Consider the following 17,504-nt stretch of genomic DNA (forward strand, 5'->3'; position numbering starts at 1 on the left):
AATCGCGCCGCTGACGGTGGGCGCGTTCGGGCCCGCAGTCATACGTCCTGACCCGGACCACCGACAAGCGACCGATTGTGAAGATCATGAGACGGACCGACGCCGAGTTTGCGACGGTGGGCGCTTGCGTTACGCGGAGGGCGCGAGCCCGTCCGAAGCGGACCGGTTCAAGGGTAACCGTAATTCGAATACCGCGCCGTGCCCGACGCCGTCACTGCGGGCCGAAAGGCTGCCGCCGAGTTCGCGGGCCAGTAAAGCGCTGTTGTGCAGCCCAAACCCGTGCCCGGTGGTTTTCGTGGTGAATCCGAACGAGAAAAGTTGACTGAGGTTCTCCGCTGAAATTCCGACCCCGGTGTCGGTGACGGCCACGATCAGGTCGTCGGTCCTAGCTGCGCTGATTGAAACGTGGAGGTGGCGCACCTCCGGGGAAACCTCGCGCAAGGCGTGGCGAGCGTTGGTGATCAAGTTGCCGAATATCTGCATCAACTTGTGACGCTCCAGGGCGAGGGTGGGGGTGAGCAGATAGTCGCGTGTGATCTTAACGGTCGGCTCGGAAGACAGATGATGAGTGATCGACTGATCGAGCAGCTCGGCGATGTCGGTATCTTCAACCACCCCACTGCGGCCGGCGTAGGATTGTTGTGCCGAAATAATTTCGCTGATGTGCGCCAGGTGCTTTTGCATGCCGGTCAGCTCACTTTGAAGCTCTTCGTTTTCCGTCACGAGCAGGGTGGCGAGGCTGCCGAGGTATTGTTTCGCGAGCTGTATCTTTTCCGCGTCGGTGGACGATTGCTCCGGTTCATCGATTGGGGCGCCCAGGATCTCGGCGAGCTGCGGCAGCTTTTGAATGCGAGAGGTGCGAAGTTTGCTCCCGACGTGCGAAGCCGAAACCCCGAGACTGTTCAGGGTGTTGCCCACATTGTGCAGCACGCCGGCCGCGACCTCCGCCCGGCCAGCCTCACGCGATGCGTCGCGCAGTTGAAATTGTAGCGCGGCTTCCCGCTGTTCTTGTTCGATCTGCGGGGTGACGTCGCGGGATGCCGCGATGAGGTTGATGGGCTGTCCGGCGTCGTCGGTGAATATCCGTGCGTGGCAATCCAGGTGCACGATTTGTTTTGTCCGGGGAAGCTCGATGCGACACCGAAATCCGCAGGTTTCCTGTTTCGCCTGTGCGGACCGATGCAGGGTTTCCAAGACAACATTGCGATCGTCGGGGTGCACGAGTTCCACGATGGCATTGGGATAGGTTTTGAGGTCGATGCCTTCTTCCGTGAGTCTCGAAATGTCGTTCTCCACCCACAGCACCTTCCGACTGCGGACATCATACTCCCAATAGGAAATTCCCGCGGCTTGCGTCGCCAGCGACAATAGGTTCTTCTCCCGATGCAGCTCGTGATTGAGCCGTTCGAGTCGCTCGGCTCCTTCGCTGATCGAAGTGATCCGGTGCGAGTCGTAGATCGAGGTGATCAACGTGATGGCCAGCACGCCCAGCGCGAACATGCCGATCGCGATGGCCAGCCAGTTGTTGTCGATGGCGGTGCCGCCGTAGCAGATGGATCCCAGCGCGATGCGGCAGGCCGCCATGCCGGTGTAATGCATCCCGCTGATGCCCAGGCCCATCACCACGGCCGCGGCACTATGCAGGATGAGATTGTGTCGGCGTTGACCGGTGCGGAGTCGGAACGCCAACCACAGGGCGGCGGTCGAAGCCCCACACGCCACCACGACCGAAGCCACGACCAGCCAAGGATCATAGCGAATGGCGGGATTGATGAGAATCGCGGCCATGCCGGAGTAATGCATGGCGCTGATCCCGAGTCCCATGACGAGGGCGCTGAACAATAGTCGACCGGTGCTCAGCTGCTTCCGACTCGCGACTCCCAGGGCAAATCCTGACGTGAGGATGGCGACGCCCAGAGAAAACAGCGTCTCTATCGCGCCATACAAGAGGGGCGTGTCGACGGAGTAAGCCAGCATGCCGACGAAGTGCATCGACCAAATCCCGATTCCCATCGCGATCGCTCCGCCGAGCAGCCACAGGCGGCCCGCGACGACTCCGCTTTCTGCCACGCGTGCCGCGAGCATCAGGGCGGAATACGACACGGTGATCGCGACCACCACCGACAGGACCACGAGCCAAAGATTATACGTCGCGTCCATGACTCGCCGAAAATGAGTGGCACTTGCCTAAAGGCAATATCCTACGGGGTGGGTGAATTGACGGCGTTCGGAGGATGCGCTCTTCGAGGTTTTCGCTTGGTCGGGTCCATCCCGTGCCGCGCGGGGTTCAGCTCTGCTTCACATGCTCGGCGTGGAGCATTTCTTCGAATTTCAGACCGGTGAGCTTGGTGATGCCGCTCACCAAACGCCACAGGGCGAAGACGGTGATGATCATGGTCGGCACGACGATTACGGGCCAACTGAGGGCATTCATCTTGCCGAGCTCAGCATTGAATTCCGGCGAACCGGTGGGGCTGGTGAGCAACCACCGGGCGAGCACGAAATTGAGCACGGCGCTCACGACGAACGAGACGACGAGTAAATAGGTCGAGGAACTGAGCAGTTGATCGAACGCGGACCGATTAGCCCGCTCGTCGAGCGCGGCTTCGATTTTGTTCACGTCCATGACCTGGTCGCTGAACAGAAACTGACGCACCAGGGGACGTTGGGTATACGTCGACAGCCACACGGCGATGCCGATGAGGGCGGGCACGGCAGCCTCCTTTACGGCAAACCAGAAATTGCCAACCTTCATCAGTCCCAGACCGCCCGTCAGCATGACGCTGGCAAACCCGAGGATCGACACGAAGTTGGCCTGCCGACGTTGCACGAAATCCCACACGCCGTAGCTGATGGGAAAGGCGAGCGCGATGATCAGCCCCCAGACCGGACCCAATCGCTCGGGCGTGCTCGCTTTGGCGAGGATGAGCGACGGGATGGCGATGTTGAACGCCAGATTGACCAGCATGTTTTCGCGTTTGGCGGGAGGAGGCATGGGCGGCTGATAAAGGGGAGGATTGGGCGGTCAGGAAAGCCGGAAGATGGATAAATCGTCTCTCGTGACCGTAACCTCTGGGTTTTCCTCGTTTCCTGTATCCACGATTTTGTATTGGATCGTTCTCCCATGATTTTCCTCGGCCTCAATATTGATCACTGTGCCACCGTCCGACAGGCGCGCTATCGGGTGGTGCATCCCGGGGCGGAGCCCGCCGTCGAGCCCGATCCGGTCACTTTGGCGGTGCATGCCGAACGCGCCGGCGCGGACGGCATCACCATCCACCTCCGCGAAGACCGTCGTCATATCATCGATTCCGATGTGCACCGGGTGCGGGAGTCGATCGCCACCCGCCTCAATCTGGAAATGGCGTGCACGTCCGAAATGGCGAAAATCGCGGCGGAGGTGAAACCCGACTCGGTTTGCCTCGTGCCGGAAAATCGCGCCGAAATCACCACCGAAGGCGGATTGGATGTGGTTGGTCAACGCGACCGTGTCGCCGCGATCGTGGACGCCATGGGAGCGGCCGGAATCGCCGTCAGTTTGTTTATCGATCCCGATGAGCCTCAAATCGCGATGGCGGCCGAGCTCGGGGCTCCGTTTATCGAACTGCACACGGGGGCGTGGGCGAATCGGTTTTACGACGCAGAGTCGCGCGCGGAGGAGTTTGCTCGTCTCGTCCGGGGGGCGGGGCAGGGGCACGCCCTCGGTCTGACGGTCAACGCCGGCCACGGCATCAACTACCTCAATGTCGCGGAGATCAGGACCCTGCCTCACCTTCACGAGTGCAACATCGGCCACAGTATCATCAGCCGCGCCCTCTTCACCGGCATCGACGAGGCTGTGCGCGAGATGCGAGCCCGATTGAACGACTGAAGGGCCGGATGGCGGCGAGGCGGCTCAATTCACTTCCAGCGCCAGAATCGGATTTTCTTCCGAGTATTCTGTGTATTCCGTGGACGAACCCATGATTGATCTTCCTCCCGGTGGCATACTTCTCGGACTCGGTTGCGACCTCATCGAGGTGGATCGCATTCGCGGGGTCATCAGGCGGCAGGGGGAGCGGTTCTTAAACCGAGTCTTCACGGTCGAAGAACGCGCTTACTGCGATGGCATGAAGCACCCGCACAAGCACTACGCGGCGCGGTTTGCCGCCAAGGAGGCCGTGTCCAAATGCTTCACCACCGGTATCGGAGCCGAGCTCGGTTGGAAATCGATTTCCGTGTATCACGGTGAGCGTCATCAACCGCTGATTCATTTGGACGAAGCCGGAGCCGCACTGTTGCAACGGCTCCAGGGATCGCATGTGCTGGTTTCCCTCTCTCACACGGAAAGCTCCGCCATGGCGGTCGCGGCCATCGTGAAAGCAACACCTTCCCCATGAGTGCCGAACCCTCTCTCGCCAATCGCAATCTCTCTCAAGTGCCGTCGTGGGTGCTCGCCGGTTTTCTCGTGGGGGTCGTCACCATGTGGCTGTTCCAGAGCAAGCCCGCGGAGCCGACCCCGGTGCCCGGCGCAGCGGTCGCCGCCGAACCCGCCGCGGAAACGGAAGCGCCGACGTCCAGTGCGCTCAGAGATGCCGAAAAACCGAGTATCGAAATCGTGGAGGCCCTGTTTGAACAGTTTCGCGATTGGGTCTTTTGGAGTGATGACCGCACGCAAATCGCGGTGTGGAACAGCACCACGCTTTCGTTCTCCGACTACTTCGAAGTCGTGCGCACGGAGGAAGCGGACTACTTCCGGTCCATCCCGGGTTTTACGCGGCTGCCCCTCGATGGCTATGGTCCGGTAAACAGCCCGATTCTTTTCACGGAAACGGCGGAGCAGCGGGCGAAGCGTTTTTATCAAGCCAACCCCGACAAGGTGAAGGTGCCGGACGCCCCGGCTCCGATCGAATTCAAAACGCTGCCGCGCGCTCCGGGCGGCGAATGAGAGGGGCTCACCCGGTGCCGTTCCTGTCTGGATCACATCCCATTCTCGACTGCGTGACGGCGGCGGCGTGGGAAGCGCGGATCTTCGGAGGCGACGAAAGCAAGGAATGGCCCGCGATGCAGGCGGCTGGAGCCGCCGTCGCTGACGGGATCATCCATGATCTCAAAACGGTCAGCGAGACCCTCACCGCGAAGCCGGGACGACTGCTCGTGCTGGTCGGAAAAGGTCACAACGGTGGGGACGCCTTGATCGCCGCGACGCGGTTGCTCGCCGCGGCCCCGGCGTGGACGGTCGAGGTCGGGTTTGTATTCGGCCAGAACCGGCTGCGTCCCTTGACGTTGGCGGCGTGGCGCCAGCTGCAGCATGCCGGCGGTAGCGCCCGCGTGCGGGCGATCCGACGCCGGGAAATGGCGGCGAGTTATACGGTGGTGATCGATGGGGTATTCGGTTTTCAATTTCGTCCACCGTTGCGGGAGCCCGCCACGGGGTGGTTGCAACAGGCCGCCGATGTGAAGACGTCGCTGCGGGCTGCCGTCGACCTGCCGAGCGGCTGGGCGGAGGCGGTCGCGTTTCAGGCCGATGTCACGTATGCGACCGGCATTCTGAAATCGCCGTTGCTCGATTTACCCAATGCCGGCCGTATCCGCTATTTGGATCTGGGATTCTTCGGCGACGACGCGGTCGGAAATCTGCGGGTGCTGACAGCGGCGGGGCTGGCTCCGTTGCAACAGCTGCGATCGTTCCATTCGGACAAGCGCAGCCATGGCCACCTCGCCATTGTCGGAGGTTCGCGCGATTTTCCGGGTGCGGTCGGTCTGAGTGTGGCCGCCGCTCTGCACAGCGGCGTGGGGAATGTCACCGCGTTTGTCCCCGAGTCGATTTCCGCCGCGTTTGCCGCGCGTTGGCCCGAGGCCATGTGGGTGGGTTGTCCGGAGACGGAAGACGGCGGATTGTCGCTCGATGCGGGTCAGCGCATTCGGACGAAGTGGGCGCGGGCGAGCGCGGCACTGGTGGGGCCCGGATTGGGTCGCGACCCCGAGACCATGGCGCTGGTCAAAGACTTGATCGGCGAAGCCAAAATCCCCCTGGTGTTGGATGCCGATGCGCTGCAGCCAGAGGGTGTGATGGCGGGCAACGCGCCGCGGATTTTGACGCCTCATCAGGGCGAATTCGATCGGATAACAACATCGAAGAACGTGGCGTTGGACGCTCTTGCTTGGCCGCAACCCACCGTGACGGTGTTGAAGGGGCCGATCACCCGGGTCATCCAAGACGGCGTGATCTATCACGGTGTGGCCGGGGGACCGGTGCTCGCGCGCGGCGGCAGTGGTGACATGCTGGCGGGGCTGATCGCAGGGCGGCTGGCGGCCGAACCCGGCACACCATTGGTGGCCGCCGCCCAAGGTGTGGTGTGGCATGGACTGGCGTCGCAACGTGTCGCGGACTCACGCGGGGAAGTCGCCGTTCGATCGTCGTGGTTGATTGATGAAATAAACGGCGTGCTGCGCGCGTTATAGCCGGATGGAGCTCACCGATGCGCAAGCCTGCCTGATCCTGAACGCGTTGCCGCACATCGGGCCGGTCAACTTGCGTCGATTGTTGGCCGCGTTTGAAGATGACCCCCGCGAAGTGCTTTCCGCCGGGACCAAGGACCTGGAGCGAGTGAAGGGGGTGGGGCCGGCGATCAGTGGCACGATCGCGGCCTGGGAGGAGCACTTTGATTTGGGGCGGGAGGAGGAGCGAATCGCCAAGGCCAAGGCCAGGTTTGTGACGTGCCGAGACGAAACCTATCCGGCAATGTTGCGAGAGATCTACGACCCGCCCATCGGTCTGTATCAGCGCGGTGACTACGGATTCGTCCGCCCCATGCTGGCGATGGTGGGCAGCCGCAAGACCACGCTCTACGGGCAGAAGGTGGCGAAGACCCTGGCACGCGAACTTACCGAGGCGGGGTTTTGCGTCGTGAGCGGATTGGCTCGCGGCATCGATACCGCCGCTCACGAGGGGGCGCTGGAGGCGGGAGGTCCCACGGTCGGTGTGCTGGGGACCGGCATGAATATTGTCTACCCACCGGAGAATCTGGACCTCTACCGCCAGGTCGCGGCGAACGGCGCGGTGGTCACGGAGTTTCCCTTCGATCGGCGGGCGGACCGGCAGTCGTTTGCCATGCGCAATCGCATCGTGGCGGGCATGTCGGCGGGCGTGATCGTGATCGAGTCCGATGTCGCGGGCGGCTCCATGATCACGGCGCGTTTTGCGGGCGAGCAGGGGCGGCAACTGTTTGCCGTGCCGGGGAGGATTGATCAACCGACGAGCGCCGGTTGTCATCAGCTCATTCGCGATGGCGCGATGTTGGTGACCTGCGTGGACGATATTCTGGCGGAGTTCAGTTACCTCGACGGGTTGAAACCCACACCTTTGGCCGCGAAAGAAACCGCCGATGGTGGAGAGGAAAGCGGGCCGCCAATGTCGGCGAGCGAGGACAAGGTGTTCGCCTGTTTCGCGGGTGGTGCCCAGCTCAGTCCGGATGAGTTAACCGGACTGACCGGCCTCGGTGTTTCGGAGGTCACCACCGCGCTCATGATGTTGGAGCTGCAGCGACGTCTCGCTCGGCGCACCGACGGGCGCTACGAAGCGACATAGGTAGGGCGGTTTCGCCGAAACCGCCGAACGCGATGCCTCTCCGCCCGAATTACTGACACGGCGCGCTTGGCGAGCATGCCCTAACTTTGTTGATGGGCGAAATCGAATTCAGGGACTCAACCGGGAGGCCACTGTAATTGGCGCTGGCCGAGGAGATGGACGTGAAGATGAGGGACGCTTTCGCAGCCGTCGGGGCCGTTGTTGATCACGACGCGGAAGCCGTTGTCGAGGTGGAGCTTTCGGGCGACGTTGCGAGCGATGAGCAGGAGGTGGCCGAGTTGAGCGCCGTCGTCGTCACCGGCTTCGGCGAGACGGGGAATAAGTTGCTTCGGGATGATCAACACATGCACCGGCGCTTGAGGCTGAATGTCATGAATGACGATGCATTGGTCGTCCTCATGCTCAATTTTGGCGGGGATTTCACGATCAATGATCTTCTGGAAGAGCGTCTTGGGCATGGCGGAGTTTCTAGACCACGAAATACACGAATCACACGAAAACCGTCCGAGGTCGTGAACCTTTCGTTTCGTTCGGGTATTTCGTGGTCTACAAGAATAGCAGGTTCAGATTGGCGCTGGGGGCGGTGCGGGCGGCGGCGAGTTCACGGATGTAGCCGAGGGATTCGGCGTAGTCGCGCTTGCGGCGTGGAGTCTGCCGTTTGTCGGGCGGGAGCAGCGCGGGACGCAAGTTGGTGACCAGCAGCGTCGATTCGCGAAAGGGCGCGAGGCGCTTCAGGCCGGTCATGAGCTCGGCGCGGGCGAAGAGCGGCTCGGCGGCAGTGAGCGTGCGGGTGGCGTCCCAGTGAAAGAAGCCGTGTTTGGGCAGATGGCTGAACGATTCCTCGAGCAGGCGGGCGGCGGCGGTGTTGAACGCCGCATCGTATTGCGCGGCGAACTCAGGGTGGTCGCTGGTCTGCTGTTCGAACTCGGCCAGACTGAACGTGATCGCACTCTTGATCTGTTCGGCGAGGTAGAGGTCCTGACCGGTGACGTGGGCGAACAGCGCGTTGATCAGGTGCAGGCGGCGCAACTCGTCGCGTGCGGGGGCGGTCATGCCTGGGGTCGATCGAGCGCGTTGATCTCGTGGATGAATTCGGACGCGTCGCGGAATTGTTTGTAGATACTCGCGAAGCGCACGTAGGCGACCTGATCAATGCGCGACAAGCGCTGCATGACGGCGTCGCCGATGGCGCGCGAGGGGATTTGGGTGTCGAATTGGGCTTCCAGCACGTCGATCACGTCTTCGACCAACATGAGGATCTGCTCCTCGTCGATGGGACGTTTGTGGCAGGCGGCGTGGATCGAGCGGCCCAGTTTGTGACGATCAAACTCTTCGCGACGGTCGTCGCGTTTGACCACCATGAGACCCTCGCGCACGAGCATTTCGGTGGTGCTGAAGCGGTGACCGCATTCCAGGCATTCGCGACGTCGACGGATGCTGGTCCCTTCTTTGCTGATGCGGGAATCGATGACTTTGTCATCAATCGAAGTGCATTTGGAACAACGCATGGTGCTGGGGTGGGATCAGTTGAGACGCAGAAAATTTTCCAATATCTGCATCCCACTTTCAGTGGCAATCGACTCGGGGTGAAATTGGACGCCCCAGATGGGCAGGGTTTGGTGGCGGATGCCCATGATCTCGCCTTCCGCCGTCTCGGCGGTGATTTCAAGGCAGTCGGGCAGGGAAGCGCGCTCGATCAGGAGGGAGTGATAACGCGTGGCGGCGAAACCTTGGGGGAGTCCCGCGAATACATCGGTATCGCGATGTTGGATCGGCGAGGTTTTGCCGTGCATGAGACGCTCGGCGCGCACGATGTTGCCGCCGAAATGCTGGCCGATCGACTGGTGCCCGAGGCAGACCCCGAAAAGGGGGACTTTGCCGGCAAAGGCGGCGATCATATCGAGCGAAACGCCCGCCTCACGCGGAGAGCAGGGGCCCGGGGAGATCATGACGCGCTCGGGCTTGAGAGCGAGCGCTTCGGCCGGGGTGATCTCGTCGTTGCGGAATACGCGCTGCTCCACGCCCAACTGACCGAAATATTGGACGAGGTTAAAAGTGAAGGAGTCGTAGTTGTCGATTACGAGGAGCACAGTGCGTAGCGGCGGATTAGCTGGCGGATTGACAGTGGGGTCAAGCGTGCGGGTAGGGTGTTCCACGCTCATGCCTTCTCACTTTGACCTTATTTCCACCGATACAGCCACCGCCGCCCGTCGTGGTCGTCTGCGCACGCGTCATGGCGTGGTGGAGACGCCCATCTTCATGCCGGTCGGCACGCAGGGCACGGTCAAGGCGTTGACCCCGGCACATCTGCACGAAATCGGCGCGCAAATCATCCTCGGCAACACCTATCATCTCAACCTGCGCCCCACCAGCGAGCTCGTGGCCGAGATGGGGGGGCTGCATGAGTTTATGGGGTGGAACAAGCCGATCCTGACCGACAGCGGTGGGTTTCAGGTCTTTTCCTTGGCCAAACTGCGCAAGCTCAAGCCTGACGGCATTGAGTTTCAGAGCCACATTGACGGCAAAAAATTGTTTCTGGGGCCGAAGGAAGTGATGCAGATTCAGACCAATCTGGGCAGCGATATCGCCATGGTGATCGACGAATGCCCGCCCTGGCCCTGCGATCGCGACGCGTGCGCTTCGGCGGTCGAACGGAGTTTTCGGTGGGCGGGGCAGTGCCGCGATATTGCGGTCGACAGTGGTTTCTTCGAGGCGGGGCACCATCTCTTTGGCATCGTGCAGGGATCGACCTTTGACGATCAGCGGCGAGAGGCCGCGGAATCGCTGGCGACTTTGGATTTGCCGGGATATGCGGTCGGCGGGGTCAGTGTGGGCGAGCCCGAACCCGAGATGCTCAAGCAAGTCGGCGCGACCACGCCCTTCATGCCGGCCGACAAACCGCGCTATACCATGGGACTGGGCACGCCGCCGCAGTTGCTGAAAATGGTCGCGCTCGGCGTCGACATGTTTGACTGCGTGCTGCCCTCGCGGGTGGCGCGCAATGGGCTCGTCTTCACGCCGAACGGCCCGATCAACCTGCGCAACGAAAAGTTCCGCCTGGACAAGTCACCCATCGTGGAGGGACTGGACAACTATACCTGCCGGAACTTCACCCGGGCGTATCTGCGACATCTGTTGCTCGCCGAAGAGATGTTGGCCGGCACATTGCTCACGCTGCACAATCTGCATTTCTACCTCGATCTGATGGCGCAAGTGCGCGCGCACCTCGAAGCCGGCGACTATGCGTCGTGGCACCTTGAGTGGATCGCCCGCTACGAAGCGGGGCTGGCATCGCGCTGACCGGTTTCCTCGTCGAGCGGCGACAGAATGCCAAACTCCTGGAGCGCTGCCCGCAGATGCTCGGCCCGGATCGGTTTGGTCACGTAACCGTTCATGCCGGCTTCCCGGCACCGGTCTTCGTCGCCGATCATGGCATAGGCCGTCAAGGCGACGATTGGAATAGAGGGGTCGAGCTTCTCCACGGTGCCTTCGCGAATGCGGCGGGTGGTCTCAAAGCCGTCGAGCACCGGCATCTGACAATCCATCAAAACGGCATCGTAACGATTGCGTGCGAGGAGCGCCAAGGCTTCCTCGCCGTGGTTGGCGACGTCGTGGGTGAAGCCGATTTTCTTCAGGATGTGCTGGGCGACGAACTGATTGGTTTTGTTGTCCTCGACCAGCAGCAGATGCGTCCGAACCGGCGGCGACGTTTCGGCCGCCGGGCCTTGGGGACGCTTGGCCGGTTTGGTCGATTGCGGGGGATTCGCGTCCGTCAGGAAAGGTAACTCGAGCCAGAACGTGGAGCCCGTGCCGATGGTGCTGCGAAGCCCGATGTGGCCGCCCATGAGTTCGGTGAGCTGACGGGAAATTGCCAGCCCCAGCCCCGTGCCCCCATACTGGCGACTGTCGGATCCGTCGATCTGCACGAAGGGCAGAAACAATTTCGACTGGTCCTCCGTCGAAATACCGAATCCTGTATCGGAAATAGTAATACGAACGGCGCAGTGTTTGGATGCGCGGAGGGTCGTCGCCACGTGCACCGCGACCTCCCCCTCGGCGGTGAACTTGATGGCGTTGCCGAGCAGGTTCGTGACGATCTGCCGCACCCGATACGCGTCGCCCACGACCTTCGTCGGCAGGTTCGCATCGATTTCGCATTTCAAATTGATTCCCTTGTCCGTGGCCTGCGGCTGCAGCAAAGACATCACTTCGCCGATCACGTGGGACAGGCTGAATGGGGCGGTTTCGATCGAGAGCATGCCCGCTTCAATTTTAGAGATGTCCAGAATGTCGTTGATGACGACGAGCAGGGATTCACCGCTCTCCTGAATGACGCGGCCCATCTGCCGCTGCGCGTCGTTCAGATCCGAGTCCATGAGCATATTGGCCGTGCCGATGATGCCGTTCATGGGGGTGCGGATCTCATGACTCATGTTCGCGAGGAACTGTGATTTCAGCTGAGACGCCTTCAGGGCCTCATCCCGGGCGTGAGCGAGATTGGCTTCGAGCTCCTTGAGCATCGTAATGTCGGTCGCGACCCCGACGACCCAGTGGCGTTTTTGGCCGAGCGGAGTTATGGTGACCGATTCGCGCAACCAGAACGTTTTGCCTTTTTCCACCACCCGAAATTCCTGCATGTAGCCCGGTTTGCCCGTGAGCAGCGCCTCGCGGCTGCGCTGGTCCATGGCGGCCTGGTCGGGGAGTTCGTGGCGATACCACAACCCCATGTCGCTGGAGGTCGTCCGGCTGCCGAACAGTCGCTTGTAGAGTCCCGAGGGTTGGATGTTGAATCGCCAGGCCCAATTATCCGTCGTGCAGTCGACTTCCGCTTCCCACACCAGGCAGTCCGCCCATCCCAGTGCCTTGGAGAGTCGGCCCTGATTCGCTTCGAGTTTCGCTTCGGTGATCAAGCTGCGATAGCGACTCCCAATCTCGGATTTCAACAACTCGTTGAAATCGTGCATGAGCTCGATCTCCTCCTCCGCCCAGACGCGTTCCTTCGTATCCATGGCACCGAATACCCCTACAATGAACCCATCGGGGGTGCGGATGGGGTATCCCAGGTAAGCCGCCACATCGGTGCTGTTCAGCTCATCTTTTTTCGGAGCGGGGTGCGTCTTGTCGACGATTAGAAGACTTCCGGTCGTCACCACCAATTGGGAGTAACCAAGCGCCTGCGCAGATTCACCGCCGAGATCTCCGCATGACGCAAAGACATGCTGATCTGTCGCTCCGATCAACGTCGCGAAACTGGCAGGGGCGTTCAGGAACTGGCTGGCGAGGCGGGTGTGTCGTTCGTAGGCGGGCTCGGTTGGCGCCCCCTTGAGCTGCAGGCGCTCCACGGCTGCGAGGCGGACTGCACTGCGGAGCGTGTTCAGGGTCGCGTCCTCCCGGAGGACAACCGGAGTGGAGGCGGGGGCCAGCGGGGGACGGGGGGAAGCGTGATGGTCGGCGGACATGTCGCAGTCTGCTTCGCGCCGTCGGCGTGGAGGGGTTCGACGGAGCGAAGTAGAAATACACGGACCGATAAGCCGGTTTTAACAATATTAATGCGAAGAAACGGGATCGATGGTGACGCCGTCCGGCTGTGGAAATGACGGTGGTGGTGCTCAACCGTTTGTCTCGGCTCGACATGGTTCGACCGGATCAGTCGAATGCCGCCATGCGCGTTCTTGTCACCGGCGGAGCCGGCTTTTTGGGCTCTCATCTTTGCGACCGTTTGCTGGAGCAGGGGCACGAGGTTATTTGCCTCGATAACTTCTTCACGGGTCGCAAGAGCAACATCGCGCACTTGTTGCCGAATCCCAATTTTGAGCTCGTGCGCCACGACGTGATCGATCCGTTCAAGTTCGAGGTCGATCAAATCTACAACCTGGCCTGCCCGGCCTCGCCGCCCCATTACCAATTCAACCCCATCAAGACGACCAAGACTTCGGTCATGGGGGCGATCAACAGTCTCGGCCTGGCAAAACGCGTGCGCGCCCGCGTGTTTCAAGCCAGCACGAGCGAGGTCTACGGTGATCCGGCGGTGCACCCGCAACCCGAGGGCTACTGGGGCAACGTCAACCCGATCGGCCTGCGCTCGTGCTACGACGAGGGCAAACGCTGCGCCGAGACGCTCTTCTTCGACTATCACCGCGAGAACGACGTCGATATCCGGGTCGTGCGCATCTTCAACACCTACGGCCCCCGGATGCATCCCAACGATGGCCGCGTCGTATCCAACTTTATCGTGCAAGCTCTGCGCGGCGAGGACCTCACCGTTTACGGCGACGGCTCCCAAACCCGCTCCTTCTGTTACGTCGACGACCTCATCGAGGGTTTCCTCCGCCTCATGGCGCAGACGGCCACGGTCGGTCCGGTCAACATTGGCAACCCGGGCGAATTCACCATGCTCGAACTGGCCGAACAGACGCTGAAACTGGTCGGCGGACCGTCGAAAATCAAGCACCTGCCCCTCCCGGCCGACGACCCCAAGCAGCGCCGACCTGATATCACCCTGGCCCAGAAACACCTCGACTGGACGCCCGCCGTTCCGCTCGAAGAGGGCCTGAAGCGGACCATTGCCTACTTCCGCACGCAGGTCTGATCCGGTCCGTTCCACCCGTCGCGTCGCGACACGGAATGCGCCACGCTCTCAGTCGGCGTGACAGCATGGCGCACTTGGCCTGAACTCGATCGCGTCGCTCACGGCCCCACGCGCGCGAAAGTTACCTCTGGCAGACAGGGCGATTCTTCATTTGCCAAGGCAATGGCGCGTCCTACGCTCGCGGGCTCTTCATGTTCGACTTTCTGTTCAAACGTTTCGCCGGTCGTCACTATCGGAAATTTCTCGAGTCCGCCAAGCCCGTGGTCGCTAAGATCAACGAGATCGAGGAATCCTACCAATCGCTCTCGGAAGAGCAGCTCAAGGCCAAGACGGTCGAGTTCCGCGAGCGCGTCAAAGGAGGTGAGTCCCTCGACGACATCCTGCCGGAGGCCTTTGCCGCCGTCAAAAACGCCGCTCGCCGCCTGGTCGGCACCACGGCCATCGTCAACGAGCACGAACAGACCTGGGACATGGTCCACTTTGACGTGCAGCTCATCGGTGGCCTCGCGCTGCACCACGGCAAGATCGCCGAAATGGCCACGGGTGAAGGCAAGACCCTCGTCGCCACCCTGCCGCTCTATCTCAACGCTCTGACCAGCCGCAATTCGCAGCTCGTCACCGTCAACGACTACCTCGCTCGTCGTGACTCCGAGTGGATGGGCCACCTTTACCAATACCTCGGCCTCACCGTCGGTTGTATCCAGCAACAGATGCCGTCGTCGCTGCGCCGCGAGATGTATGGCCGCGACATCACCTACGGCACAGCCTCCGAGTTCGGTTTCGATTACCTGCGCGACAACGGCATGGCCACGCGCAAAGAGGACCAGGTCCAACGTGATCACTGGTTCTGTATCGTGGACGAAATCGACTCCATCCTCGTCGACGAAGCCCGCACCCCGCTCATCATTTCCGGCCCGGCTCCGATTGAGCGCGAGCAGCCCTTCACCCGTCTCAAGCCCACCTTGGAACGGCTCGTGAACATGCAGCTCAAGCTCTGCAACCGCCTCATCTCCGAAGCCAAACCCGTCGTCGAAAACGAATCCGCTTCCTCCGACGAACGCGCCGAGGCTTTCCGCAAGCTCCTGCAGGTCAAACTTGGCCACCCGAAGAACAAGCTGCTGCTGCGCGTTCTCGAGGTCCCCGCCGCCCGCAAGGAACTCGATAAGCTCGAAACTGAGATGAACTCCGACCTGCAGAAGGCGGAGATGTATGCCCTCAAGGAGGAGCTGTTTTTCACCATTGATGAGCGCCAGCATCAGTCTGACCTCACCGAGATCGGTCGCAATACTCTGCGTCCCGATAATCCCGATGCCTTCGTTCTGCCCGACCTCGCCGTCGAGCATATGGAAATCGATCGCGACGAGAGCCTCACGCCTGAGCAGCGCGAGGAAAAGAAGAACGCCTCCCACCAAGCCTACGCCGCGGTTTCCGAAGAGATTCACGCCATCTCCCAGCTCCTGCGCGCCTACTGTCTCTACGAGCGCGACGTCGAATATGTCGTCCAGGAGGGCAAGGTGAATATCGTCGACGAAAACACCGGCCGCGTCATGCCGGGCCGCCGGTGGTCGGATGGTCTTCACCAAGCCGTCGAAGCCAAGGAGGGCGTGACCATCGAGCGCGAGACTCGCACCTACGCGACGGTTACGATTCAGAACTACTTCCGCATGTATGAGAAGCTGGCCGGCATGACCGGCACAGCCGAAACGGAAGCCGCCGAATTCAGCGAAATCTACGGCTTGGGCGTGCAGGTCATCCCGACCAACAAACCCAACATTCGCGAAGACAAGAACGACTCCATTTTCAAGACCCGTCGCGACAAGTTCAACGCGGTCGTCGCCGAGATCACTGAAGCCAACAAACGCGGCCAGCCCGTGCTCGTCGGCACGGTTTCCGTCGAATCGTCCGAGGTGCTTTCGCGCATGCTCAAGCGCGCGAACATCATCCACACCGTGCTCAACGCCAAATTCCACGAGCAGGAGGCCGACATTGTCGCCCGCGCCGGCCACCGGGGCGGCGTCACCATCGCGACCAACATGGCCGGCCGCGGCACCGACATCAAACTCGGCGAAGGCGTGCGCGAACTCGGCGGTCTCTACGTGATCGGCACCGAGCGCCACGAGTCCCGTCGCATCGACCGCCAGCTGCGCGGTCGTTGTTCGCGTCAGGGTGACCCCGGCACGACGAAGTTCTTCCTCTCGCTGGAAGACAACCTCATGCGCCTCTTCCTGCAGGGCAACCTGGCCTCGCGACTCATGGAAGGCTCCATGCGCGACGGCGAAGAGCTCGAGCATTCCCTGCTCAATCGCTCGATCGAAAGTGCGCAAAAGAAGGTCGAGCAGCAGAACTTTTCCCAGCGCAAACGTCTGCTCCAATACGACGACGTGCTCAACCAACAGCGCGAGGTCATCTACGGCATTCGCAACGCCGCCATCCACGCGGATCGTCCCAAGACACTCATCTTCGAACAGGTCGAGGAAGAGGTGGTCGTCCGACTCGAAACCGCTGGCTTCGACGAAAAGGGCGGGGCCGATGCCGCCTCGATCGATCATCTGGTGGGTTGGTTCAACACCCACTTTCCGATCGGACTCCACGCGGACGACCTGCAGGGCAAGAACTTCGACACGCTGACCAAGGAACTCGCGGCCCGCGTCCACAAAGCCTACGAAGTCAAAGAGTCGGTGGAAGTGCCGGAGGCGCTCGGCGGCCTTGAACGCTACGTCGTCATCAACGCGATCGACAAGCACTGGCAGGAGCATCTCACCGAGATGGAGGAACTGCGCCGCGCCATTGGATTACGCAGCTACGGCCAGAAGGATCCATTGGTTGAATACAAGGGCGAGGCCTTCAAATACTTTGAAGAGCTCATGAACAATGTGCGGTTGCAGATTTGCACCGGACTGTTCCGCAGCGCGACCAACATTCAGGCCTTCGAGAACATGCTGCAGGTGCTCAGCCGCGGCGCCAAAGCGGTCGGTCCCGAGAACGCTCCGGCCGCCGCCGCTCCCGGCGCACTGCCCACGGCCCAAGTGCGCACCACCGTCACGGGCGGCGGCGCCACCGGTAATCCGGGCGCGCCCAAGCGCGACATCAAGTTGCCCATGCCCAAGCCGAAACCGGTGCAGGCGATGCCCAAGGTCGGTCGCAACGACCCGTGTCCCTGCGGCAGCGGCAAAAAATACAAGCAGTGCCACGGTAAGTAGGGCTGCTCCTCGTCGGGTATCCGAGGATTGCATTGTAGGCCGCGAGCTCGCTCGCGCTCCGGTCATTTGCCGACTCGGGGCGTTCGTCGGCGAGCGAAGCCCTTGCCACTCGGAATAGCTCGCGGCCTGCACGGATCTGCCGAGC

General features: G+C 61.6%; 15 protein-coding genes. 8 read left to right on the plus strand and 7 right to left on the minus strand.

Going from position 1 to position 17,504, the window contains the following annotated elements:
* Positions 1 to 129: 129 nt before the first annotated feature.
* Both PXH66_RS02160 and PXH66_RS02165 read right to left on the minus strand, forming a co-directional pair.
* Positions 130 to 2,160, minus strand: coding sequence for an MHYT domain-containing protein (locus tag PXH66_RS02160; RefSeq protein WP_330930181.1), 2,031 nt, complete (start codon positions 2,158 to 2,160; stop codon positions 130 to 132).
* 127 nt (positions 2,161 to 2,287) lie between these two features.
* Positions 2,288 to 2,995 carry a VC0807 family protein gene (locus PXH66_RS02165; RefSeq protein WP_330930182.1) on the minus strand — a complete coding sequence of 236 codons (708 nt, stop codon included), beginning with the start codon at positions 2,993 to 2,995 and terminating at the stop codon, positions 2,288 to 2,290.
* Positions 2,996 to 3,124: 129 nt separating this feature from the next.
* Here PXH66_RS02165 and PXH66_RS02170 point away from each other — a divergent pair, with 129 nt between their 5' ends.
* The 5 genes from PXH66_RS02170 to dprA all read left to right on the plus strand — a co-directional run bounded on the left by PXH66_RS02170 (position 3,125) and on the right by dprA (position 7,570).
* Positions 3,125 to 3,871, plus strand: a complete 747-nt coding sequence (locus tag PXH66_RS02170; protein ID WP_330930183.1) for a pyridoxine 5'-phosphate synthase — start codon at positions 3,125 to 3,127, stop codon at positions 3,869 to 3,871.
* Positions 3,872 to 3,962: 91 nt separating this feature from the next.
* Positions 3,963 to 4,379 carry a holo-ACP synthase gene (gene acpS / locus PXH66_RS02175; protein ID WP_330930184.1) on the plus strand — a complete coding sequence of 139 codons (417 nt, stop codon included), beginning with the start codon at positions 3,963 to 3,965 and terminating at the stop codon, positions 4,377 to 4,379.
* The gene (locus PXH66_RS02180; protein WP_330930185.1) at positions 4,376 to 4,927 is read left to right on the plus strand and encodes a hypothetical protein; all 552 of its coding nucleotides are present in this window, start codon (positions 4,376 to 4,378) and stop codon (positions 4,925 to 4,927) included. The genes acpS and PXH66_RS02180 overlap by 4 nt, the downstream gene beginning before the upstream one ends.
* 14 nt (positions 4,928 to 4,941) lie before the next feature.
* The gene (locus tag PXH66_RS02185) at positions 4,942 to 6,444 is read left to right on the plus strand and encodes an NAD(P)H-hydrate dehydratase (protein WP_330930186.1); all 1,503 of its coding nucleotides are present in this window, start codon (positions 4,942 to 4,944) and stop codon (positions 6,442 to 6,444) included.
* A 4-nt stretch (positions 6,445 to 6,448) separates the two neighbouring features.
* The gene (gene dprA / locus PXH66_RS02190; RefSeq protein WP_330930187.1) at positions 6,449 to 7,570 is read left to right on the plus strand and encodes a DNA-processing protein DprA; all 1,122 of its coding nucleotides are present in this window, start codon (positions 6,449 to 6,451) and stop codon (positions 7,568 to 7,570) included.
* Positions 7,571 to 7,686: 116 nt separating this feature from the next.
* Here the strand turns inward: dprA and PXH66_RS02195 are convergent, their stop codons facing one another.
* From PXH66_RS02195 to PXH66_RS02210, 4 genes are all read right to left on the minus strand, one after another.
* On the minus strand, positions 7,687 to 8,028 hold the full coding sequence (locus PXH66_RS02195) for a histidine triad nucleotide-binding protein (protein WP_330930188.1): 342 nt from the start codon (positions 8,026 to 8,028) through the stop codon (positions 7,687 to 7,689).
* Positions 8,029 to 8,116: 88 nt separating this feature from the next.
* Positions 8,117 to 8,623, minus strand: a complete 507-nt coding sequence (locus PXH66_RS02200; protein WP_330930189.1) for a hypothetical protein — start codon at positions 8,621 to 8,623, stop codon at positions 8,117 to 8,119.
* Positions 8,620 to 9,078: a transcriptional regulator NrdR gene (gene nrdR, locus PXH66_RS02205; RefSeq protein WP_330930190.1), complete on the minus strand. Its 459-nt coding sequence runs from the start codon at positions 9,076 to 9,078 to the stop codon at positions 8,620 to 8,622. The genes PXH66_RS02200 and nrdR overlap by 4 nt, the downstream gene beginning before the upstream one ends.
* 15 nt (positions 9,079 to 9,093) lie before the next feature.
* Positions 9,094 to 9,660 (minus strand): anthranilate synthase component II, encoded by a 567-nt coding sequence (locus tag PXH66_RS02210; protein ID WP_330930191.1) that lies wholly within the window; start codon positions 9,658 to 9,660, stop codon positions 9,094 to 9,096.
* A 70-nt stretch (positions 9,661 to 9,730) separates the two neighbouring features.
* Between PXH66_RS02210 and tgt the strand changes: the two genes are divergently transcribed.
* Positions 9,731 to 10,870, plus strand: coding sequence for a tRNA guanosine(34) transglycosylase Tgt (gene tgt / locus PXH66_RS02215; protein WP_330930192.1), 1,140 nt, complete (start codon positions 9,731 to 9,733; stop codon positions 10,868 to 10,870).
* On the opposite strand, the gene PXH66_RS02220 is transcribed toward tgt, so the two are convergent.
* Positions 10,843 to 13,029, minus strand: a complete 2,187-nt coding sequence (locus PXH66_RS02220; RefSeq protein WP_330930193.1) for an ATP-binding protein — start codon at positions 13,027 to 13,029, stop codon at positions 10,843 to 10,845. The genes tgt and PXH66_RS02220 overlap by 28 nt on opposite strands.
* 203 nt (positions 13,030 to 13,232) lie before the next feature.
* Between PXH66_RS02220 and PXH66_RS02225 the strand changes: the two genes are divergently transcribed.
* A complete protein-coding gene (locus PXH66_RS02225) occupies positions 13,233 to 14,159 on the plus strand; it encodes a UDP-glucuronic acid decarboxylase family protein (RefSeq protein WP_330930194.1) in 927 nt (308 codons plus the stop codon).
* A 191-nt stretch (positions 14,160 to 14,350) separates the two neighbouring features.
* Complete coding sequence (secA, locus tag PXH66_RS02230; protein ID WP_330930195.1) at positions 14,351 to 17,359, plus strand: preprotein translocase subunit SecA; 3,009 nt, start codon at positions 14,351 to 14,353, stop codon at positions 17,357 to 17,359.
* Positions 17,360 to 17,504: the final 145 nt, after the last annotated feature.

This window comes from Synoicihabitans lomoniglobus (genome assembly GCF_029023725.1).
In the GTDB taxonomy this organism is placed as follows: domain Bacteria; phylum Verrucomicrobiota; class Verrucomicrobiia; order Opitutales; family Opitutaceae; genus Actomonas; species Actomonas lomonigloba.